Origin of the sequence: Pseudomonas sp. IT-P253 (assembly GCF_949768125.1) — a bacterium.
In the GTDB taxonomy this organism is placed as follows: domain Bacteria; phylum Pseudomonadota; class Gammaproteobacteria; order Pseudomonadales; family Pseudomonadaceae; genus Aquipseudomonas.
In genome coordinates this window covers 288,018-308,984 of sequence record NZ_CATKPT010000022.1, presented here as the reverse complement: position 1 = coordinate 308,984, position 20,967 = coordinate 288,018, and the positions used below count along the sequence as shown (strand labels likewise).

The window sequence follows — 20,967 nt, the reverse complement described above, 5'->3', positions numbered from 1 at the left end:
GCCTAACCGACCCGCTGGCGAACGAGGCGCAGGGGCAGGTAAAGAATGGGTAAAGGGTGATTATGCTGACTGGGATCTCTCTGAGTGCCGCAAACTACAGAACACCAGAGGAAAAATGAGCAGGGGAAAACGAACAGCAGAAGCGCGGCACCAGCGCGGGTAAATCGCCAGCTTTCAAAGCTCGATAATCAGATCAGGATCAAAACCGGTGTGCTGCCCTGGATAACCGCGCGGATTTGAAACAACCCGGCATCCATTTTTGGTGAAGCTTGCTGCTACGTGAGTATGGCCATATACCCACAGATCAGTCTTGCCCAACAAATCTGACCAGTCATTTGCATAGGCAGCCGCCAAGTGGCCGGCATGGTCTTCAGAGAGATAGTCTGCTACTGGCGCGTGATGGGTGACCACCACGGTTTTGCCGTCGAAAGGTGTACCTAATTCCTGAGCTAGCCAGTTGTAGGAAATCCTGGATTTGGTGATCAGATCAGCAGGCCGCAAGAGGCGGTAGCTCGCGTCAGCCCTTATCAGGCGAAAATCGTTCATCCACTCCCAAGCGGTGCGGATCGCGGCTTGGACATCTCCAGTCGAGGTGTAATCCGTCCACCCCGTAGTAACCAGAAAACGAGTCTGATCCAAAATCAGCCCCTCATTTTCAAGCACGTGCACATGCGGTAAGGCCGCCTCCTTCATCTTGAGCAGCGTGTATTCGAGGTGCCCACCGTAGTACTCGTGATTTCCACACACATAGATCACTGGGCACTGGAATGTTTCGTTCGCCCAGTTCACTCCGCGCGATCTCAGATCGATGTCACCCGCGAGGATGACCACGTCAGCATCGTTTGGGACGGGATCGAACCGAGCAAATTCGTTGTGCAAATCTGAATAGATTTGAAGCTTCATTGGAATATCCGCCCTGAGCAGCGCTCAGCACATTCCATCGCCTTCACAATGCGAAAGCGAACGTGATAGCGAGGCGAGCGCCTACCGGTAGCCACTGGCACACCTCTAGAGCCTCTCGCGGGTGATGCCATGTTTCGGCACTTCCGACATTGGGGGGCTCTTCAGCCGCCTGCCCTTCACATCTATAGCAGGATCCCGACTATGACTTCACGTACCCCGCCGAGAACAAGGCCACCGTCCTCGAAGGCTTTGCAACCCTGTTCAATCGCAAGGATTTGGTTGCGGCGGAACGCTTCTGGGACGGTGTGATGGTCGAGCACTGGGACGTGATCGAGGACGAGGCGACGCGTGAAAGCTCTGCGGGCGGGTACCCCATGTTTGGAGATCAGTTCCCGGGCTAACGCTCCATTCCACCTCACTGGGCGGTCTTTGATCAACCGGCCCCTCGATCTGGACGGGTGTTTGGGGTGGACCGATCACGCGTCGCTGATTCCTCCCTGGGAGGCACAAGCATCGCGATGATCAAATCCGCCCCGACGTTACACTGGCCAGCGAAGCTCGACTCCTGTCCTGCAACATGTGCCCATTTACGTGCTTACGTTAGCCCGCGATCTTTATTGCAAGCTCTGCGACGTGTTTACCCTGGAAACGGGCAATATCCAGTTCATTTTGTGACGGTTGCCGTTTACCGTCGGCGCCTGCCAGGGTGGTCGCGCCATAGGGCGTACCGCCGGTGATCTCGCTCATGTTGGTCAGCCCGGCGCAGGTGTAAGGCACACCCACGATGACCATTCCCTGATGCAGGAGTGTGCTGTGGAACGACGTAATAGTGGTTTCCTGACCACCGTGCTGGGTGCCGGTAGACGCAAAGACACTGCCGATTTTCCCGACCAGCGCGCCGCTCATCCACAGTCCGCCGGTCTGGTCGAGAAACGTGCGCATCTGTCCCGACATATTGCCAAAGCGCGTCGGTGTACCAAAGATAATGGCATCGTAATTGGCCAGCTCGTCAGGTGTCGCCACCGGTGCCTTCTGGTCAAGTTTGACGCCGATGGCTGCTGCCTGTTCGGCCGGGATGGTTTCAGCGACACGCTTGAGCGTCACGTCGGTGCCGGGTACGGATCGTGCGCCTTCGGCCACTGCACCAGCCATCGTTTCGAGGTGACCGTACATTGAGTAATAGAGAACCAGTACCTTCGCCATGATTTTTCTCCTGGATTAGGCGCCATTCGATGAATTAGGAAGATCTTGGATTACACCACTGCCAACGAACAACAGCGACAGGTGTAGCGCTTTGCTCACGAACAAAACTGCGGTTCACACCCACCCGACTGTAGAGACTTTGACGGCACGCGGACTTAACACTAGCAGCTTTGTATGCTGCCTGCTGGCAGACAGAGACGCTTTTATTACCCCTCCCCGTCCCAGACTGAAAGCCGGAATCTGAATATCGATGAAGCGATCTTGACGTGCCGAAAAGATAGGCCCAGATGCCGAGCACCTCTTGCACCTCTTGCACCTCCTTTCCAAAAACTTGCAACGAAAAACAGTCGATATACGGACACCCCGGTGAGTCGATGAAGCCCGGGGTAAATTATTTAGTGAGATCGCCTACTAACTACTAAGTAGTAGCTGGATTTCAAGGTATACGGTGAGTTCCAATTAATGCCATTGACGCTTTATTTCGTGCCACTGGTTGTCCGACAGCCACTTATCTGCCAAGGGAAAGAAAATATTTTCCTCCGACTCCATATGGTCGTAATATTTTTTGATGAAGTCATCGATAGTGTCAGCAATCACTCTCGTTTCCTGAGTTGTGTCCTCCAACATTTTCAGCTGTCCAGCAATGCGCCCAAATGCCTGATGATCTCGCTCGATATCCTTCACCCGTTGGTGGATCGGTGCCTCAGTCGTTAGTAAGGCCAGCCGAATAAGTTCTTCATTTTCATGGTGATGTCGTTCTGCATCACCATGCAAGGCTTCCAGCATCTTGAACAACAGCTTGCAGTCATCAGCACCATCGGGCTCATGCCTCAGCTTCTTCAGCAACTCTTTGATCTGAGTAATTTTTATAGACACTTCATGATGGTAGGCCTGAAGTTCTTTTAACAAGACGTTCATATAAAATCCTCGTTACGACAGCAAGCCATCACCGAAAAATGTTTTTTAACAAGCAACGATACCCATATCTTTAAATTTCAATAATTTTCAATACCTTGGCAATCGCACTCACCAACACTGTTTAACAATTTTTAGTATAGGTGAGCAAAAAAGCTCTCACCCCAGGAAATTTGCCACCCTTGGAAAAAATTGAAATATCAAGTGAATGTTCATGCACTATTTGATCTACAGGAGGATGCAATGGGCATGGCTGCTACTCACTAATGGCTGCCAGGCGACGCAGCTATCAAGGAATCAGTAATTTCCTCTTGTGCTTTCCCTCGGCCAATCAACCAGCGTTGAAATGCCCGACATTGCGCTTTCTGCAGCGTGTTGGGGTGCCAACTCAGGTAATACGGCGAAGGAAGAGGCATGGCTCGCAGCCAAGGAATGATCAAGCGCCCTTCATCGATGTCACGGGAAATCATCGAAAACTGCGCCAGCACTATGCCCTGGTGATCGATGGCGGCTTGAATGGCCATGCTGGACGAAGAAAAATTGCGACGTATGGCAATCGTATGCTCGACAGCAGCGCCTTCCAGCTCAAACCATTCGGCCCATGAGGGCGGGGAGTCAAATTTCGGCCGTGAATCGATACGCATAAGTGGGTATTGGAGCAGGTCACTCGCATGTTTCACATTGCCGGGATCGCCTAATAGCGTTGGTGAGCATGCCGGCACTACACAATCGCGGAACAGCACAACGCTATGCCCGGCATATTGGCCAGGTTCGCCATAGCCGATTCGAAAATCTGCGTTTTCCTCCTCCGAAGTATCCGCCAGCGTGCCATCCAGATAGATGTCGAGATCATCATCTTCATGCTGCCATTCGTAGGTGAGCGGCGCGAGCCACTTGGTCATGAGCGAAGGCAGGCCACTGACATATAAATTGTTGGGATTTTTCGACCGCTCTACTTCGGAAACGGCCGCTCTCAATTCTTCAAATGCTATAGAACACCGCGCATGAAAACGGCGGCCAATGGCGTTCAGTCGCAAGCGCTGCCCCTCCTTGACCGTCAGGCTCATACCCAGCGCCTCTTCAAGCAACTTCATCTGCTGACTCACCGCGCCGACGGAAATGTTCAATCGCGTTGCAGCTTGGGAATTACTGCCGCAGTGACCGACGGCTTCAAATATTTGGAGGGCTCGTAAGGGCGGTAAGCGACTCATGGCGATGCGAAGGCCTCGAAAGTATTTCAGGTTTAGAAAATCTAGTAAAACTGACAGAAATTACCATATTTTCTTCATTATAAAATCGCTTTAGTCTTCTCGCACACTCAATCGGGCTGACGACTCAGTCCGCCCTGCCCCTCCATCATTTCGTTTCTCGGGAGTTCGCAATGAAAGCTCATCCTCAGCAAATCACTCAGGTCGTCCTCGGCGATAGAGAACCTTCCATCGAAGAGTTCGTAGCAGTAGCCCGTTATTCAGCCAGAGTGTCGTTTTCCGAGGCCTACAAGAACCGCGTGAAAAAGTCCCGTGGTTTGGTCGAGCGTTTCCTCGATGAGAATCGCTTGGTCTATGGTGTGACCACGGGGTTTGGCGATAACGTTCGGCATGTGATTTCTGCGCAGAATGCCAAGGAGCTCCAGGTCAACATCGTGCGCTCCCACGCCGTCACAGTGGGCGAGCCGCTCAAGCGTGAGCAGGTTCGTGCTATCCAGTTGATGATTCTGGTCAGTCTTGGCAAAGGCTTTTCGGGGGTGCGCCTGGAGTTGTTGGAGCTGATTGCCGGCCTGCTCAACAACGAAGTAGTGCCGTTTGCGCCAGGTGAGGGGTCGGTAGGCTATTTGGCAGTCGAGGGGCATCTGGCATTAGTGCTGCTTGGCGAAGGTCAAGCCAGGGTTAATGGCGGCGAATGGGTGGATGGCGCCACCGCGCTTGAACAGGTCGGTCTGCAACCGACAGACCTGCAGTGCAAAGAAGGATTAGCCCTGCTCAATGGCACCACGTCAGTGACCGCCATCGCTATTCTGGCACTCTACAACGCCATGCAGACAGCCTCTATTGCCGATGTCGCTGCGGCTATTTCGCTTGAAGCGTTAAAGGGCACGATTCGCGCATTCGACCCTCGTTATCACTCGGTCAAAGCACACAAAGAGCAGGCGCAAACTGCCAGGGATATAAAGGCGATGCTGCATGACAGCCAACTGATCGCCGACAACATTGATTACCGGCTTCAGGATGCCTACAGCCTGCGCTCCATTCCCCAGGTGCATGGCGCGTCGAAAAAATTCATTGATCACGCCCGCGAAAACATCGAGAACGAAATTCACTCCTCGGGCGATAACCCGGTCATTTACCCGCTTGACGACGGCGATGGCATTGCCATCTCAGGCGCCAACTTCGACGGCACCTACATCGGCATGTCAGCGGATTCGTTGTGTGTGGCGCTGGCCAACCTGGCGAAGATTTCCGAGCGCCGTATCGACCGTATGGTCAACTCCCACTTCAGTGAAATGCCGGCCTTTCTGGTGCGCAATCCGGGCCTTAACAGCGGGTACATGATCCTTCAATACACAGCCGCTGGCCTGTATGCGGAAATGAAGACGCTGTCGTTCCCTTCCTCTGTAGACAGTTTCTCGACCTGCGGCAATCAGGAGGATCTGGTCAGCCTCGCCTATAACGCCGTCATCAAGGCTTATAAGGTTTCCGAAAAACTGGAGTCGGTGCTGGCGATTGAACTGCTGGTGGGTTGCCAGGCCTTGGACTTCCATGATGTGCGCAAGGCGTCTAGCGTCACCAAGGCGGTTTATGATCTGGTGCGTAGCCGAGTGCCGGTCGCCGACAACGATCGTGCATTCTATTTGGATATGGTGAGTGTTACCGAGCAGGTACGTAGCGGTGAAGTGCTTACCGCGGTGCTGAAAAACCTGAAGTAAATGTGTTGTACTCCAAGGCTGTCGTTTGGCTGTCAAAAGGTAGCGTTTCGCTACATCTCGACGACTGAAGGATTGCCTTGGGGCCGAACCTGGATCCGCATCACCGCTTACGCAAGCGATGTGGCCCCCTCCTCCGCGTGCTCATCAAGCAGCAAATGCGGAAAGTCGATCACCTCTCCCGCTTTCCCCCCTGGCTTTAAGCCGTTTCCAAAGCGCACCAACTTGTTACCGAACGCCCCAACGTGGCGCAAAATCACATTCAAGTTACAACCATCACGCCTTCGCAAAAAACCCTCCGAAAGAATTTGATGCCTGGCAAACCGTTGTCCCTAGGGCTTTTCAGCAGATCCAGCACTTTATTGAGTGACTATTCAATAAGTTGGCCGCTTGATTGCATATGCTTGTATGTACAAGTAAAGACGTATGAGCATGAGCACGGAAACTCGACCATCGTCCACTGATTCGCCGGCGTGCACATTTTGCGCATTGGCTCGCTTGCCCGCTGCGCATGTTGATGAACAACCTCGACCTGGAAGTCGCCGAGAACCTGCCGATGATCACCGGTTGATCCATCGGACAAGGGCACATGGAGATGGGGAAGCTGTTCAGGCTGAAACCATTTTGGGTGCGAAATAAACGGCTTAACTGACCGTTGGCTTTTATGGTTTTGTCTTGTGTGCACAAAAATAGTTGTGCGCACAGATATTGGAGATTCGGCCTGAGCCGGATCAGTTCGCAACACTCCATTGATTAGGCAGGAAGTAACAAGATGTCGAAGAAATCAAGCTGGTTGGGTTCTGTAGCGCTCAGTGCAATGGTCCTGGCGTGTGCTCCGGCACTGCAGGCCAAAGAGTGGACCTCGGTGAATATTGCAACAGAGGGCGCCTATGAACCCTGGAACCTGACACTCCCGGGTGGGAAAATCGGAGGCTTCGAACCGGAGCTGATGGATGTCATCTGTCCGCGCATGAAGCTTAAGTGCAATATCGTCGTACAGAACTGGGACGGGATGATCGCCAGTCTCAATGCCGGTAAATTCGACGTGCTGATGGACGCCATTGTCATCAACGAAGAACGCCAGAAGGTCATGGCCTTCTCGGTACCTTATGCCCAGACACCGGCCAGTTTTGTTGCGCTCAAAGCCGATCTGTTGCCAGGTAAAACCGGTGCTGATGCCGCCATTACTCTGGGTACCGATGCCAAGGAAGTACGCGCCGGCGTTGAAGAGCTGCGCAAGGCCCTCAAAGGCAAAACCATTGGTATCGCCTCGGGCACGATTTACACATCATTCATTGATCAAAACTTCAAGGATGTGGCGACCATTCGAGAGTACGGCAGCTCAGCCGAAGCCATTCTCGATCTGCTGGCCGGCCGTATCGACGTAGCGTTCGATGACGTGACCTTCTTCAACTCGGTCATGGACAAGCCTGAGAACAAACCGCTGGTCTTTACCGGCCCGGTTATCAAAGGCCCGATCTGGGGTGAAGGCGAAGCGCTGGGCTTCCGTCAGAAAGATACTGACCTGAAGGCCAAGTTCGACGCTGCCCTCAAGGAAGCGATGGCTGACGGTACGATCAAGAAACTGAGCGAGAAGTGGTTCAAGGCAGACCTTACCCCTAAGCAATGATTCTGAATGTCCCGGCACCCTAAAAGGTTGCCGGGTCTGCTTAAACCTTTTTATAAGTGGGACCCTCTATGAACCTCTTGGAGCTACTCAGTTTCGGTGACTCAGGCTGGGGAATGGCGTTGCTCAAAGCGGCGGGCATGACCGTGATATTGACCCTGGCAGCCCTGCTGGTGGGTGCGGTATTTGGCAGCCTGGTTGCTGCTGCCAAGCTATCCCGTCAGCGCAGTTTGCGCTGGCTGGGGGATCTGTATTCGATACTGTTCAGGGGTATCCCCGAGTTGCTGGTGATCTACCTGTTCTACTTTGGCGGCGCCAGTGTCGTCACAGCGGTTGGCCATTGGTTCGGCGGTGAAGGCTACATCGACGTGCCGCCTTTTCTGGTCGGCGCATTGGCTGTCGGGCTGATTTCGGGCTCCTATCAGGCAGAAGTCTACCGTGGCGCTTTTCTCGCGGTATCCAGAGGCGAACTTGAAGCCGGGCTGGCCATTGGCATGACCCGTGCGATGCGCTTCAAACGGATTCTGGTCCCCCAGGTACTGCGATTCGCGCTGCCCGGGCTGGGTAATGTCTGGCAAATGAGCCTGAAAGACTCCGCGCTGATTTCAGTCATCGGCTTGGTGGAATTGATGCGTGCCAGTCAGGTCGCGGCCGGGTCGACGCGTCAATATTTTACGTTCTATATCATCGGGGGTGCCGTGTACCTCATTCTCACTGGCCTGTCCGGTCGGCTTTTCAATATGGCTGAGGCTCGCGTGCGTCGCACGCAGCAACGCAGCCCAGTCTAGTTCGAGTCGGGAGCGCCACTTATGTTCGATTTTCCGTTCCTCGCTGACACCATGCTCAAGCTTTTGGCAGCGTTACCCACCACGCTGACGCTATTTTTCAGCTCATTGGTGATCGGCCTTACCCTCTCCGTAGGCATTGTCAGCCTGCGGGTCAGCCGCTGGTGGTTTTTCAGCTATCCGGCGCGGTTCTACATCATGTTGTTTCGCGGTACGCCGCTGCTGATTCAAATGTTCCTGATTTACTACGGGCTGGGCCAGTTCCCTACCATTCGCGACAGTTTCGCCTGGGTACTGCTCAAGTCGCCCTATGGCTGCGCGGTGGTTTCACTGGCCTTGTGTACCGCCGGTTATACCGCCGAAATCATTCGCGGTGGGCTGCTTAGCGTGCCAAAGGGGCAGATCGAGGCGGGCAAGGCCGTGGGCATGTCGCCCTGGGAACTGCTGCGCCGGATCATTGCGCCGGTTACCTTGCGCCAGGCCCTGCCGGCCTACTCCACCGAAGCCATTTTGCTGGTCAAGTCCACTGCGTTGGCCAGCCTGGTGACTGTCTGGGACGTCACTGGCGTCGCGCAACAGATCATCCAGCGCACCTATCGCACGATGGAGGTATTCATTTGCGCGGCCTTGATCTACCTGGTGCTGAATTTCCTGGTCGTCCGTGCTGTCGCCTGGCTCGAGTATCGCCTCTCGCCGCACTTGCGTGAGCGGCCAGCCGACGCCATCAAAAAAGTCAGCCCCTCGCTGACTACCCATTCCTGATTTTATACGGAGCATGCCATGAGCACTCAGCCCGCTTCAGCCTTGTCGGTCACTAACATTCAGAAGTCCTTCGGCAACGCACATGTCCTCAAGGGCATTTCCCTGGAAGCCCACAAGGGCGACGTAATCTCGATCCTCGGCGCCAGTGGATCCGGTAAAAGTACTTTCCTGCGTTGCATCAACCTTCTGGAAACGCCCGATCAAGGCATCATCAGCGTCAATGGTGAAGTGATCGAAATGAAGCAGCATGCCGACGGCCGCCAGACCCCGAGCAACGGCCGCCAGGTTGAACGGATGCGTAGTTGCCTGGGCATGGTGTTCCAAAGTTTCAACCTCTGGTCGCACATGACGGTGCTGCAAAACGTCATTGAAGGCCCGATGCGGGTGCTCAAACGTTCCCGCGCCGAATGTGTCGAGGAAGCCGAGGCACTGCTGCACAAGGTCGGACTGTACGATCGCCGCGACTATTACCCGGCGCACCTGTCCGGTGGCCAGCAGCAACGCGTTGCGATAGCCCGTGCATTGGCGATGAACCCACAAGTCATGCTGTTCGATGAGCCCACCTCGGCACTTGACCCTGAACTCGTTGGCGAGGTGTTGCGGGTGATGCGCTCTCTGGCCGAAGAAGGCCGCACCATGCTTGTCGTTACGCACGAGATGGGCTTTGCCCGGCACGTGTCAAATCGGGTGGTGTTCATGCACGGCGGCCTGATCGATGCCCAAGGCACGTCAGCAGAACTCTTCGAAGGTTTGCCTACCGAACGCTTTCGCCAATTCGTATCCAGCCATAACGATAGAAGTGCCGAGTAAGTAGTGCCCTGAGGGGAGACGCCGGCACGGCGCTACGCTGGGGGTGAACTCACTTTCGGCAAGGAAGATACCTTCTTTGCCGGGGTGGGTTGTGAACATTGGAAGAACGAATTCGGTAACAACTCTGCCAGCACAACTGGCACCGAGGCCAATACGCCGTTTCTGATTCTGGAATGGCATCTGTAAGCGTTTTGCACATACGCCAAAGCATCGTCCCTGATAGAACTTTGCAAGGAATCTCCAAACGGCGACCTGATTAGCATGATCAGTAGTTTTTAGAGAAGCCTTGAAGGGGATAGACGAACCTACGGAGAGTGCAATATTTGAGCATTATTGTTGATGATGGTTTGGATAACTTCAACCGACCCGTTGATGGCAAATTGAACCCCCATGCAAACGAGTAAAAAGCCCATCAAACGTGAAATCGCATCAATGCCTGACTCTCCTGTTGCTTTCATAATCAAGTCTGAAGCGTACAAGCAACACCACAGTATTAAAGCGGTTAAAAGAAAGATCAACGGAGGTGCTGTCAACAATACCCAAGGCGGAAAAGATGTGCTGTTTTTAATGCTGGCAGAAGCGCTAATGATCATCGCGATAGTCCCTGGGCCAGCGGTACTGGGCATGGCTAAAGGTATGAACGCAAAGCTGGTTCGTTTTGCCGCGCTATCGTGAGAAGAAGAGGTCTCTGGGGGCCGAGGGAATAACATGCTTGAGCCGATCACAATGAGAATTCCACCGCCGGCAATCCGCAAGCCCGGGATGGATATACTAAAAACACCCATAATAAATTCACCAATGTAATAGGTGAACATCATGATGGTAAATACGTAAAATGCGGTCAGGAATGCTTGTTTATTTTTTTCCTCTCGACTGAACCCTTGGGATAAGGCTAGAAAAAGTGCCACTGTCGTAGGGGGATTGATCAATGGCAGCAATGCCAGTAGTCCGAGTACGATTGCATCAATCAAACTAGTCATCTCTGTATATCCTGCAAGCACCTGAAGACACTTAGTGATACGCAATTGTGGAGTTTAATCAGTTCCGGCATTGTTTTTCTACCTGATATTATCCTTCGGAACAGCACTGGACTTCCAAAAGAGTTTAGGCGCGATCTGGATTTTTACCACTCACCCGTAGCGGGTGGATAAGGACGAGAGAACTATTGCTTCTCTTCATCTGCAGTAACTATCTTCCAGCTGTCATCTGGATCAAAGCGCTTCATCGACTGAGCCAATTTTTCACCACCGGGTCCCAAGTCTTTCTCGAACACCTGACCTTCATGACTGATCATGAAACTCATCACCCCAGTGTCATCGTATTTCGTCGGCCAGGCGATCAGCGCAAAGCCACGGCTCATCTTGTCACCGATCAAATAACTGTAGGCGCCACCCGGTGCCGAAGGACCCTGGCCTTCAAGGATGCGGAAGTGATAACCATGCCAGTCTTCGCCGGCAATAGTTTTGCCGAACAAGGGGCCCAACGGGCTAATCTGACCGCTATCGTCGTCCGCCCAATAGAGTCCGTCGTGCTTGCCGGCAGTGCTGAAGATTTTCTGCGCATACTCAAGGGCTCCGTCACCGTCACGATCCATTGACGCATAGTCCATCTGGGCGTCGTGATAGGTCAGCACCGATTGCAACGCGGCGAGTTCGTTGCGGCCAATTCGACGCGCACGGACTTCGGCGTTACCGGCCTTGATGTCGAAGCGCCAACCGTTCTCGACTTTTACCATGGGGATTGGCAGTGTCCAGTGTGCACTGCCCACCGACAAGATCGCCTTACGGTCGGTGGTTTTTTCGATGGCATGTTGCTCGCGGTATTGCTTCAAAAACGCATCCACATCTTTGCGCTGCACGCCTTCGCGCGGGATGTAACTGCGCCATTCTTTACCCAGCAACTCGCTCAGGCGTGCCTGATCGGCGTGTTCCGTACCCAATGCTTCGACGAACGCTTGAGTGGCCTTTTCTGGCGTTGGAAATGCCTGCTGTGCCGTAACAATGCACGACCACGCCAAGCCGGCAGCTATCACCAGGACATGAGCGAGCAAGCCCATGATTGGATTCACTCCATGATTGTTTTTCAACGACGGCCCCCCCCTCGCGATGGTGGATTGGACGGCCGACTGACCTGACGGCCAGCTGAACGCGAGGCACTGGGGCGATTCGCGGACGCTTGGCTGGCCCGGCCACGGCTGGCTTGTGCATTGGTCTGGGACGGTGAGCGTGCGCCGGCGAATGCGTTGTTGCGAGCACTGCCCTTACTGGCGGACGGCCGTTCTGGCGCAGATTGGCGCGCCTGCTTGGCGCCCTGCCCGCCCTGCCCGCGCTGACTCGTCTGAGCGGTTTGTTTCCTGGGTTGCTGACTCTCCCGAGTGTTTCTGGCGGTGCCCTTGCTCGTATTAGAGGCCTTCGGTCTATCGTTACCTGCCTGCAAACGATTGCTGGCCGTGTTTCCAGATTGGGCTCTGCGCGCTTGATCACGAGCCTCGCGGTTACTGGTGGCGGGTCGTTCGATACCGGCTTTGTCCATTGAGCCCCGGGCTTTTTCACGTGCCTGGGCTCGCTGAGCATTATCCCCTCGATAGGCCTCACGCTGACTGGCTCCGGAAAGTTGTCGGCCGTACTGTTCGCGGCTCCTGCTGTCTCGATAGGGAACGCCTTCGCGATGAGCGGAGTTGTGTTGCCACTTGGTCTGATTATTGGTGATCCGGTTGTTGCCATTGATGTTGTTGTAACGTTCGACGTTGATGTCGACGTCGTTATTGCCCCAGTTACATTCACCCCACAGCGCGCCGACGATAGCCACACCGGTACCAAACGCCAGCCCGGCCATCAAAGCCGAACCGGGGTAATAGGCTGGCGGCGGTGGATAATAGGCGGGAGGCGACGCGGGATAGGGCCAGGTGCCGTAGGTTGTCGTCGGGTTGTAACTGGGGACGTACACCACCTGCGGATCGGAAGGCTGGATGATGATGGTGCTGCTGGAAGGAGCCGGAGTTGTGGACGTGGATGCGGGTGCGGGTGCGGGTGCGGCAACAGTCTGAACCGTTACGTTCTGATATTGGTTGCTCTGCAGATTACCCGCTGCTTGCGCCTGGCGACGCAAGCGTTGCACGCCTCCCATGACATCGTCGGGCTGCGCCAGAAAGGCGTCACCCAGGCGTTGTACCCAGACGGGATCTTGTCCCAGCGTTGCCAGGACCTGAGGGAAAGCGACCAGCGCCTGCACGCTCGGATCCCAAGGCTGGCTCGCCACTTGCCTGACCGCATCATCACCCTTGGCGTCCGGGTGTGCTTTTGACCAGGTTACCGCCTCGGCGACTTCCCCAGGGTAGGTGGTGGCCATCAGCACCTGTGCCAGTAGTGGGTCCGGGTAGAGTGCAATGGGAGCCAGCATTTGATCCAGCTGTTCCTGGGAAAACACCGCATCTTTGGCCGCCATCGTGGCCGGAGCCATATCGGCAGCGGTCGCACCCAATGTCTGCGCTATGCATGACGACCCGCTCAAAAGCAGCACAGCTGACACTGCGTACAACAATAGAATGCGCATTACCGCCCCCCCATCTGGTCAGGCAGGCTTGAAATGAGCGGATAAATTTCAGGGAAGTAAAAGCCGATTCTGCAAGCCACAGAGCTCTGCCTCGTTGCCGCTCCTTAATGGTAGCAAGCTTTGCCAATATTTCACTGCTACCGATATCCGGGTGTGCTGTAAATACCAAACGAGTGCAAATGGGCTACAACAATAGGTAGAACTCTGGAGTCCTGACAGGAAGCTAGCGAATGTGGATGAAACGCAAACTCTGCGTCGTCAGGCTGGTCCGGTTCACATCCGCTTCGCGCCTTTGCCAGATCCCAGGACGTCCGGGGCTGCTCCAGAAAATTCGATATCGTCCCCCTCTCCATCCACCAGTTACTGGCTACGCTTTCACTGGCCTCGATAATCCCTGTCCGCTCGGGCAAGGTTGAGCCGAGGGCTAGCTTACTGATGAGTCCATGCACAAGGATTTGATCAACTCGCAGCTACAAGATTCATGCAGTCAAAAACCGGGGGTTTAGCCCCTCTCCCGACGACAAGTAGTCAAGCGCCGGACTCAGGGTCAATGCGTTGAGCAGATCAAGGAGTTTTCGATGGCCGATTCAAACAAGAAAATGAGCCTCATGGGGCTTACCACACTGGTGACGGTGAACATGATGGGGTCGGGCATCATCCTGTTGCCGACGAGCATGGCCCAACTCGGTGCCGTTTCGTTGCTGTCATGGATCGTCACTGCCATAGGCTCCATGGCCATCGCGTATTGTTTTTCCCAGTGCGGCATCTACTGTCTGCGTTCAGGGGGGTTGTCAGCCTACACCGAAGAGGCGCACGCCAAATCGGGCTTTTTCCTCTGTTCGTATCTGTACTTTCTCTCGCTGGGCATCGCCAACGTGGCCGTCGCTATCTCCGCTGTCGGGTACATGACATCGTTCGTGCCCTGGCTGGGCAGTGGTGCCATTCCTTTGTCCATTGGTACGATCGGTCTGCTCTGGCTCACCACCGTGGCTAACTTCGGTGGCCCCAGCATCACTGGCAGGATCGGTACGATTACCGTATGGGGTGTGATCATCCCGGTGGCCGGATTGAGCATCATTGGCTGGTTCTGGTTCAAGCCCGATGTGCTGATTGCCGCCTGGAATCCGAACGACCTGCCCATCTCCGAAGCCATCAGCAAAGCCATTCCCCTGACCCTGTGGGCTTTTCTTGGCATGGAGTCGGCGGCACAGGCTTCCGATGCGGTGGAAAACCCCAAGCGCAACGTACCGTTGGCCTGCCTGTTTGGCACGCTGGGTGCGGCAGTGGTCTATGTGCTGTCGACGACGGTCATTCAGGGGATCATTCCCAATGCCGAACTGGCCAACTCTTCAGCGCCCTTCGCGCTCGTCTATGCTCATATGTTCAACCCCACAGTCGGCAACATCGTCATGGCGCTGGCGGTGATGGCCTGTGTTGGTTCGTTGCTGGGCTGGCAATTCACCCTGGCGCAAACGGCCAAAATGACGGCTGACCAAGGTATGTTCCCGAAACTGTTCAGCAAGGTCAGTGCGCTGGATGCACCCATTGTCGGCATGCTCGTCTGCGGCGTGTTGCAGACCTTGATGGCGCTGTCGACCATTTCGCCCAATGCCAACGCCCAGTTCGGAAAGCTCGTCAGCCTGGCGGCAGTGACCAATCTGATCCCCTACGTGACAGCCGCCACAGGCCTGCTGGTCATGATGTACAAAGCCAACGTCAGTAGAGGAATCTACACCCGCAATACGGCGCTATTACTGATCGCCGTGGCCTATTCGTTGTACGCCCTTTATGCCTGCGGCAAGGATGCTGTATTCGGTGGCCTCATTGTCCTTGCGTTCGGCTACCTGCTCTATGGCTTCCTCTCCAAACGTTTTGTCGAGGCATCTCCAACCGCTCAGATCCGGGCCGACAACCCTTAACCGTAGTCTTCAGGACTGCACAGACATCTGAACTCGGGGAACCAGGATATGAACGTAAAACTGACCAAAGCCAAGCACCTGCTGCTCGCCTGCCTGCTCACGCTGGTACCGGTACTGGCCAATGCCAACACCCTTGAACGCGTGCGGGCGAGCAATACCTTCACCCTCGGCTACCTGCCGGATTTTTCACCTTTTAGCGTCCAGGCGGGCGATAAAGCCAGCGGTTATGCCATCGATCTCTGTCTGAAAATCGCCGACAAGGTCAAGACCGAGTTGGGTTTACCCGGGATGCAAATACACTACCTGCCCGTCATGATCACCGACGAGATGAGTGCCGTCAGCTCGGGCAAGATCGACATTCTTTGTACGCCGACCCCTCCCACACTGACGGGACGCAAGGCTGTGAGCTACTCGGTGCCGATCTATACGGCCGGCCTCTCGGCAGTGGTGCGCCCGGATGCATCAGAGGAGTTGCGCAATGTGCTTAATGGCAAAGTCGCTCGTACCGGGCCAACGTGGCGAGCAACTGTCAATCATGGGCTGACCAACCAAACCTACGCCACCATCACTGGAGGAATCACCGAGGCATGGATCCGTCAGCAGATGCGATTACTGGGTGTGGTGGCCACGCTGGTCACGGTCGAGAACACTGACGCTGGCCTTAAAATGGTTGCCGAAGGCAAAGCCGATGCCTTCTTTGCTGAACGCATGATGCTCAAGAACCTCATCAGTACACATTACTCCGCAGGAAATTTGATTCTACTGGAGCCTATTTTTGAGTACGCACCGACTGCATTGGCGGTGGATAGAGACGATGAGAATTTCCGTTTGCTGGTCGACACCGCGCTGAGCGAAATGTACCGCTCCGGCGAGATTGAGCAGGCATACGACAAATACCTGGGTGGCGCCGACCGCACGGCCAAAAAGCTGTTCAAGATCTATGCGATACCTTAGGTACAAGCCAGAAATATCGGGCCTGGCTAAAATAGCGCTCGATGCTTCAGCTGCTACGCTTTGAAGAATGGTCTTTGTCGATGGACATTGATGCTCGCGCAAAGCTTGTTCGTTATGGCGATTTACGTCTATTGAGCAAAGGAGAGGAAATGTCGCCCGCCAAAAGAACGACGGTCGGAGGTTCGACAAAAACTGCGAAAGTCATAGGGGACGAGCCAATCTTTCGCTCGCGCAAAGAACGTTTGAGCGCAGGTGAGCAATTATGCGAAAGCGTGCCACATTCGTCTCACGCTGTATGGAAACCACCGCGCAAGCACCGCGACCCTATCGACCTCCTCGAAGAGTCAAACCGGTATCGACTCCCCAATCTAATCCCGGTGCGCTACGGTCGCATGCTGCGCAGCCCTTTCACCTTTTTACGCGGCGCTGCAGGGTTAATGGCCCACGACTTGGCTACCACCCCGAATACCGGGATTCGGGTACAGGCTTGCGGGGACTGCCACCTGTTGAATTTCGGACTGTTTGCGACGCCCGAACGCAATCTGATTTTTGACATCAATGATTTCGACGAAACGCTTCCGGCCCCATGGGAATGGGATGTTAAACGTCTAGCGATCAGCTTTACCGTGGCCGCGCGAGATAACCGACTCAGCGACAAGCAAGCTCGGGAGGTCACCGTCGAATGTGTTCGTGCTTATCGTGAACGGTTGCGCCAACTGTCGAAACAAAGTCCGCTGCACGTCTGGTATGACCGCCTTGATACCCAGACAATCATCGACATGGCCCCCAGTGCCAGTGTCAAAAAATTCCGTGAACAAGTTGTGGCGAAGGCAAGGATTCGTGTCGGCGACTACCTATATCCAACAATCAGTAGTGAGGTCGCGGGGCGACGGCGCCTGATCGATCAACCGCCCTTACTTTTTCACATTTACGAAAAGGGCTTCGAGCACAGAGTTCAGCTGGCGTTGCAGGCCTACCGATTGACGCTGCCTGATGAGCGGCGCGTGCTCTTCGATCGCTATCGCCTGGAAGACTTTGCCGTGAAAGCCGTGGGCATCGGCAGCGTCGGTACCTATTGTTTTGTCGGGCTGTTTTTTTCTGCGGAAAATCATCCGTTGCTCCTGCAGCTCAAGGAAGCCGGCCCTTCCGTGCTGGCGCCTTATGCCGGTAAAAGCGTCTACGAAAATCATGGGCAACGCGTGGTCACCGGGCAACGGTTGATGCAGTCGTCCAGCGACATTTTTCTGGGCTGGACGCAAGGCAAAAAAAATCGCCATTTCTTTGTACGCCAGTTGCGGGACATGAAAATGTCCGCCCCTATTGAAGGCGCATCGGCCGCGCAAATGAAGATGTACGCCGAGTTGTGCGGTCTCGCACTGGCCCGCGCACACGCCAAATCCGGAGATGCCGCACTGATCAGTGGCTATTTGGGAAAATCGGACACCTTCGATCAGGCCATCGGAAAATTTTCAGCACGCTATGCGGATCAAAATACGAAGGACCATGCGGCGCTGGTGGCTGCAGAAAAAACAGGGAAGATCAAAGCGCTGAGAGAGGAGGATTAGCCAGGCTATATCCGCGTGCCCCCATATCTTCAAGTCACTTTTAATCGCAGTGCCCGATAATCGATCGTGCGTTGGCCACTGATGGGCGATGTGCTGAACGTCATATGCGACCTTGTAGTGAAGGTCTGACCATGGTTATTGTCACCCATGAAATGGAATTCGCCATCCGACTGGATGCTGCACTTGAAACCATACGATGCGATGCCGGAATCGAGAGTGCGGCGCTCTATGGGACTCAGTACTCGATAGCCAAACCTGTCTACGACTGAGGATCATGCGTGAGCATGGTGCTGCAGTAGGCAACCACTTTTTTTGAGCTTCCTTCTTTCAGGAAAACACGCATGAATCTTGGAATAGCTGGACGCTGGGCGCTGGTATGCGCCGCCAGCAAAGGTCTGGGCAAAGCCTGCGCACAGGCACTCGTCAGCGAAGGCGTGAACGTGGTGATCACCGCCCGCGGCGAACAGACGCTGAATGAAACAGCCCGTCAGCTCAGGGCGATAAATCCTGAAGTGACGGTCATCGCCGTGGCCGGGGACATTTCAACGCCTGAGGGTCGGGCGGCAGCCCTCATGGCCCATGAGCATTTCGATATTTTGATCAACAACGCAGGAGGCCCTCCTCCCGGGGATTTCCGCGAATGGAACCGCGATGTCTGGCTCAAGGCGCTGGATGCCAACATGCTCACCCCTATCGAGTTGATCAAGGCAACGGTAGACGGTATGGCGACACGCGGATTTGGCCGAATCATCAACATCACGTCGAGCGCCGTGAAGTCCCCGATCGAAAGCCTGGGTCTGTCCAATGGCGCGCGCAGTGGTCTGACGGGGTTTATCGCAGGGCTTGCCCGGCAAGAAAACATTGCCAGTCGTAATGTGACGATCAACAACCTGCAACCGGGCTCATTCGACACCGATCGCCTGCGTGACAACCTGGTCGAGGCTGCCCAGGAGTCGGGGCAAGACAGTGAGGCATTCCTCGACGAATGCCGTAGCGAAATCCCTGCCAAGCGCTTCGGCTCACCCGAGGAATTCGGTGCGCTTTGCGCCTTCGTTTGCAGCAGTCATGCGGGCTACCTGACCGGGCAAAACCTGTTGATTGATGGCGGGGCCGTTCGTTCCAGCCAATAAAGCCCGCAGGCACAATTAAGTGGAGCGGATGCCAAAGATGCTTTCGCCATTCGCCTCCTGTGTCTGATGGGTTGGACTGTCGGTTACCCCGAGAACCTCTATTCCCAACCTCAAACAACAGACATCCTTTCAGTAAGGTTTTGCTGCAAGTAAGCCAGAAAACGGCGCTGAAACAGCATCGTATGTTCATGCGCCGCGTGCTCGGCTTCATCTGGTTTGCGGGCGGCTATGGCATTCACCATTTCATCGTGGTCTCGACCTAATCGAGTTGAGGTGCTGGCCGCGCTGATGATGTAGTCAAAGTGCAAATGCAGCAGGCGCTGGCCTTCACCCAACAGCTTTTCGTAGTAACTGATGAAGTACGGATTTTTCCCGGCTTCGGCGATGGCCATGTGAAAGGCCTTGTTCGTTTCGGACATGGCCTGGAAGTCCCCGGTACTGACCGCTTCCAGATAGGCCGCGTCGGCCTCGCGTATACGAACCAAATCGTCATCGGTGTGCTGCAGGGCCGCCAGCCTGGTCACCGCGCGCTGAATCAGATCCAGGGCAGAAATATAGTTTGGGAACTCTTCGATTTCGAAAGGCGTCACCAACAGCGTGCGGTTAGGCAGAATAGTGACCAGACCTTCGCTGATCAGACGAGCAAGCGCGTCACGCACCGGTGAACGGGAAAGACCGAATTGGGCGGCTAAGGACACCTCGTCCAGCGGCGTGCCTGGCTTAAGCTTCAGTGTCAGAATCTGCTTGCGCAACTCTTCATAGATATAGCGACCGCCGTGGCGTTTCGCACCACTAGCGATCTCAGTCGTTTCTTTGCTCATAAGGTCATGTTCTCAGCAGTGCCGGCCAGTCATCTGGACCAGCTTGCAACTTTAACACCTGCCTTGGGCCAGTTAGAAACCCTCACCCCAGGTATCACTCAGCACGAAGCCTGCGGCCAATGGGTCGTCGGGATCGACGCCGATCTGGTGCAGGCCGTAAACCCAGGCGCGCCCGGTGATTCTCGGTAGCACCGCCTGTTTTCCGCCCACTTCTGTCAGACCCAGCAGCTCGACCTGAAACTCACCGCCAATGGTGGAACGAGAGGTGAGCTTGTCACCCACCTCGACCAGGCCTCGCATGCTCAAGGTCGCCAGATTGGCGGAGCTGCCCGTCCCGCAAGGCGAACGGTCGACCCGCCCGGGAGGCAACGTGGTGCAGGTCTGGTAGGTGCTCTTGTCCAGACGGTTGCGGAACATCACATAAGCCACTTCGTCGAGTTCTTTGAACAGCGGGTGACTCACCTTGACTTGCTGGTTGATCAGCCGTTTCAGGCGAACCCCCTGGGTCGCCAGTTCACGGGCGTTTTCCGGGGCGATGGTCAAACCGACCTGATCAACGTCAACCAGCGCGTAATACACACCGCCGAACGCAATGTCAGCCTTGATTGCGCCGAACTCCGGTGTCTGGATGGGGGCATCCAGCTGTTCGACAAAGGACGGCACCATATCCAGCGAGACACTCCGGCAGCGCCCGTCCTCGCATACCGCACGGGCGGTCACCAAACCGGCAGGCGTATCCAGCACCACCGTGGTAACGGGCTCCACCATCGGTAGCATTCCCAGTTCCAGCAACGCGGTCACCACGCAGATGCAGTTGCTCCCGGACATGGGATGAGCCTTGTCCGCCTGCAGCACGATAAAACCGGCCTGGGCTTCAGGCCGGGTCGGTGGCAATAGCAGGTTCACCGACATTTGCAGGCAACCGCGCGGCTCAAGAATCACCAGCCGTCTCAGGCTGTCGTCGACTTCATTGATGTAGTTCATCTTGTCGAGCATGGTCTTGCCAGGAATATCGATGACACCGCCGGTGATGACCTTGCCGATCTCTCCCTCGCAGTGCACATCCGCCATTTGCAGCGTTTTTTTCCAGCGCATAGCGGT

General features: G+C 55.1%; 18 protein-coding genes. 9 read left to right on the top strand and 9 right to left on the bottom strand.

What is annotated here, in order from left to right; all coding sequences use genetic code 11:
• Nucleotides 1-174: 174 nt before the first annotated feature.
• From ACM6IR_RS14135 to ACM6IR_RS14120, 4 genes are all read right to left on the bottom strand, one after another.
• Entirely contained in the window at nt 175-903 is a 729-nt protein-coding gene (locus tag ACM6IR_RS14135) for a metallophosphoesterase family protein (protein ID WP_414908282.1), read from the bottom strand.
• Between the two features lie 600 nt (nt 904-1,503).
• Nucleotides 1,504-2,106: an NAD(P)H:quinone oxidoreductase gene (gene wrbA, locus ACM6IR_RS14130; RefSeq protein WP_414908281.1), complete on the bottom strand. Its 603-nt coding sequence runs from the start codon at nt 2,104-2,106 to the stop codon at nt 1,504-1,506.
• Between the two features lie 459 nt (nt 2,107-2,565).
• Nucleotides 2,566-3,024 carry a hemerythrin domain-containing protein gene (locus ACM6IR_RS14125; protein ID WP_414908280.1) on the bottom strand — a complete coding sequence of 153 codons (459 nt, stop codon included), beginning with the start codon at nt 3,022-3,024 and terminating at the stop codon, nt 2,566-2,568.
• A 260-nt stretch (nt 3,025-3,284) separates the two neighbouring features.
• A complete protein-coding gene (locus ACM6IR_RS14120; protein ID WP_414908279.1) occupies nt 3,285-4,232 on the bottom strand; it encodes a LysR substrate-binding domain-containing protein in 948 nt (315 codons plus the stop codon).
• A 170-nt stretch (nt 4,233-4,402) separates the two neighbouring features.
• Here ACM6IR_RS14120 and ACM6IR_RS14115 point away from each other — a divergent pair, with 170 nt between their 5' ends.
• The 5 genes from ACM6IR_RS14115 (at nt 4,403) to ACM6IR_RS14095 (ending at nt 9,925) form a co-directional block, all read left to right on the top strand.
• Entirely contained in the window at nt 4,403-5,944 is a 1,542-nt protein-coding gene (locus tag ACM6IR_RS14115) for an HAL/PAL/TAL family ammonia-lyase (RefSeq protein WP_414908278.1), read from the top strand.
• Between the two features lie 862 nt (nt 5,945-6,806).
• Entirely contained in the window at nt 6,807-7,571 is a 765-nt protein-coding gene (locus ACM6IR_RS14110; RefSeq protein WP_414908364.1) for a transporter substrate-binding domain-containing protein, read from the top strand.
• A 68-nt stretch (nt 7,572-7,639) separates the two neighbouring features.
• Entirely contained in the window at nt 7,640-8,356 is a 717-nt protein-coding gene (locus tag ACM6IR_RS14105; protein WP_414908277.1) for an ABC transporter permease, read from the top strand.
• A 21-nt stretch (nt 8,357-8,377) separates the two neighbouring features.
• Nucleotides 8,378-9,115, top strand: coding sequence for an ABC transporter permease (locus ACM6IR_RS14100; RefSeq protein WP_414908276.1), 738 nt, complete (start codon nt 8,378-8,380; stop codon nt 9,113-9,115).
• 18 nt (nt 9,116-9,133) lie between these two features.
• Nucleotides 9,134-9,925, top strand: a complete 792-nt coding sequence (locus ACM6IR_RS14095; protein ID WP_414908275.1) for an ABC transporter ATP-binding protein — start codon at nt 9,134-9,136, stop codon at nt 9,923-9,925.
• A gap of 305 nt (nt 9,926-10,230) precedes the next feature.
• Here ACM6IR_RS14095 and ACM6IR_RS14090 read toward each other — a convergent pair whose 3' ends face one another.
• The 3 genes from ACM6IR_RS14090 to ACM6IR_RS14080 all read right to left on the bottom strand — a co-directional run bounded on the left by ACM6IR_RS14090 (nt 10,231) and on the right by ACM6IR_RS14080 (nt 13,477).
• Complete coding sequence (locus ACM6IR_RS14090) at nt 10,231-10,905, bottom strand: MarC family NAAT transporter (protein ID WP_414908274.1); 675 nt, start codon at nt 10,903-10,905, stop codon at nt 10,231-10,233.
• Between the two features lie 182 nt (nt 10,906-11,087).
• Entirely contained in the window at nt 11,088-11,981 is an 894-nt protein-coding gene (locus ACM6IR_RS14085; protein ID WP_414908273.1) for a DUF2950 domain-containing protein, read from the bottom strand.
• A gap of 26 nt (nt 11,982-12,007) precedes the next feature.
• Nucleotides 12,008-13,477: a DUF3300 domain-containing protein gene (locus ACM6IR_RS14080; RefSeq protein WP_414908272.1), complete on the bottom strand. Its 1,470-nt coding sequence runs from the start codon at nt 13,475-13,477 to the stop codon at nt 12,008-12,010.
• A 578-nt stretch (nt 13,478-14,055) separates the two neighbouring features.
• Between ACM6IR_RS14080 and potE the strand changes: the two genes are divergently transcribed.
• The 4 genes from potE (at nt 14,056) to ACM6IR_RS14060 (ending at nt 19,045) form a co-directional block, all read left to right on the top strand.
• Nucleotides 14,056-15,396 (top strand): putrescine-ornithine antiporter, encoded by a 1,341-nt coding sequence (gene potE, locus ACM6IR_RS14075; RefSeq protein ID WP_414908271.1) that lies wholly within the window; start codon nt 14,056-14,058, stop codon nt 15,394-15,396.
• A 48-nt stretch (nt 15,397-15,444) separates the two neighbouring features.
• Nucleotides 15,445-16,350 carry an amino acid ABC transporter substrate-binding protein gene (locus tag ACM6IR_RS14070; RefSeq protein WP_414908270.1) on the top strand — a complete coding sequence of 302 codons (906 nt, stop codon included), beginning with the start codon at nt 15,445-15,447 and terminating at the stop codon, nt 16,348-16,350.
• Between the two features lie 41 nt (nt 16,351-16,391).
• Nucleotides 16,392-17,915, top strand: coding sequence for a DUF2252 domain-containing protein (locus ACM6IR_RS14065; protein WP_414908269.1), 1,524 nt, complete (start codon nt 16,392-16,394; stop codon nt 17,913-17,915).
• Between the two features lie 341 nt (nt 17,916-18,256).
• On the top strand, nt 18,257-19,045 hold the full coding sequence (locus tag ACM6IR_RS14060) for an SDR family oxidoreductase (protein ID WP_414908268.1): 789 nt from the start codon (nt 18,257-18,259) through the stop codon (nt 19,043-19,045).
• Between the two features lie 110 nt (nt 19,046-19,155).
• On the opposite strand, the gene ACM6IR_RS14055 is transcribed toward ACM6IR_RS14060, so the two are convergent.
• Both ACM6IR_RS14055 and ACM6IR_RS14050 read right to left on the bottom strand, forming a co-directional pair.
• Nucleotides 19,156-19,866, bottom strand: a complete 711-nt coding sequence (locus tag ACM6IR_RS14055; RefSeq protein WP_414908267.1) for a GntR family transcriptional regulator — start codon at nt 19,864-19,866, stop codon at nt 19,156-19,158.
• A gap of 72 nt (nt 19,867-19,938) precedes the next feature.
• Nucleotides 19,939-20,961, bottom strand: a complete 1,023-nt coding sequence (locus ACM6IR_RS14050) for a proline racemase family protein (protein ID WP_414908266.1) — start codon at nt 20,959-20,961, stop codon at nt 19,939-19,941.
• Nucleotides 20,962-20,967 lie beyond the last annotated feature (6 nt).

Coding starts and splice junctions, on each gene's coding strand:
- ACM6IR_RS14135 (WP_414908282.1), bottom strand. CDS start 903: ATGAAGCTTCAAATCTATTCAGATTTGCACAACGAATTTGCTCGGTTC.
- wrbA (WP_414908281.1), bottom strand. CDS start 2,106: ATGGCGAAGGTACTGGTTCTCTATTACTCAATGTACGGTCACCTCGAA.
- ACM6IR_RS14125 (WP_414908280.1), bottom strand. CDS start 3,024: ATGAACGTCTTGTTAAAAGAACTTCAGGCCTACCATCATGAAGTGTCT.
- ACM6IR_RS14120 (WP_414908279.1), bottom strand. CDS start 4,232: ATGAGTCGCTTACCGCCCTTACGAGCCCTCCAAATATTTGAAGCCGTC.
- ACM6IR_RS14115 (WP_414908278.1), top strand. CDS start 4,403: ATGAAAGCTCATCCTCAGCAAATCACTCAGGTCGTCCTCGGCGATAGA.
- ACM6IR_RS14105 (WP_414908277.1), top strand. CDS start 7,640: ATGAACCTCTTGGAGCTACTCAGTTTCGGTGACTCAGGCTGGGGAATG.
- ACM6IR_RS14100 (WP_414908276.1), top strand. CDS start 8,378: ATGTTCGATTTTCCGTTCCTCGCTGACACCATGCTCAAGCTTTTGGCA.
- ACM6IR_RS14095 (WP_414908275.1), top strand. CDS start 9,134: ATGAGCACTCAGCCCGCTTCAGCCTTGTCGGTCACTAACATTCAGAAG.
- ACM6IR_RS14090 (WP_414908274.1), bottom strand. CDS start 10,905: ATGACTAGTTTGATTGATGCAATCGTACTCGGACTACTGGCATTGCTG.
- ACM6IR_RS14085 (WP_414908273.1), bottom strand. CDS start 11,981: ATGGGCTTGCTCGCTCATGTCCTGGTGATAGCTGCCGGCTTGGCGTGG.
- ACM6IR_RS14080 (WP_414908272.1), bottom strand. CDS start 13,477: ATGCGCATTCTATTGTTGTACGCAGTGTCAGCTGTGCTGCTTTTGAGC.
- potE (WP_414908271.1), top strand. CDS start 14,056: ATGGCCGATTCAAACAAGAAAATGAGCCTCATGGGGCTTACCACACTG.
- ACM6IR_RS14070 (WP_414908270.1), top strand. CDS start 15,445: ATGAACGTAAAACTGACCAAAGCCAAGCACCTGCTGCTCGCCTGCCTG.
- ACM6IR_RS14065 (WP_414908269.1), top strand. CDS start 16,392: ATGCTTCAGCTGCTACGCTTTGAAGAATGGTCTTTGTCGATGGACATT.
- ACM6IR_RS14060 (WP_414908268.1), top strand. CDS start 18,257: ATGAATCTTGGAATAGCTGGACGCTGGGCGCTGGTATGCGCCGCCAGC.
- ACM6IR_RS14055 (WP_414908267.1), bottom strand. CDS start 19,866: ATGAGCAAAGAAACGACTGAGATCGCTAGTGGTGCGAAACGCCACGGC.
- ACM6IR_RS14050 (WP_414908266.1), bottom strand. CDS start 20,961: ATGCGCTGGAAAAAAACGCTGCAAATGGCGGATGTGCACTGCGAGGGA.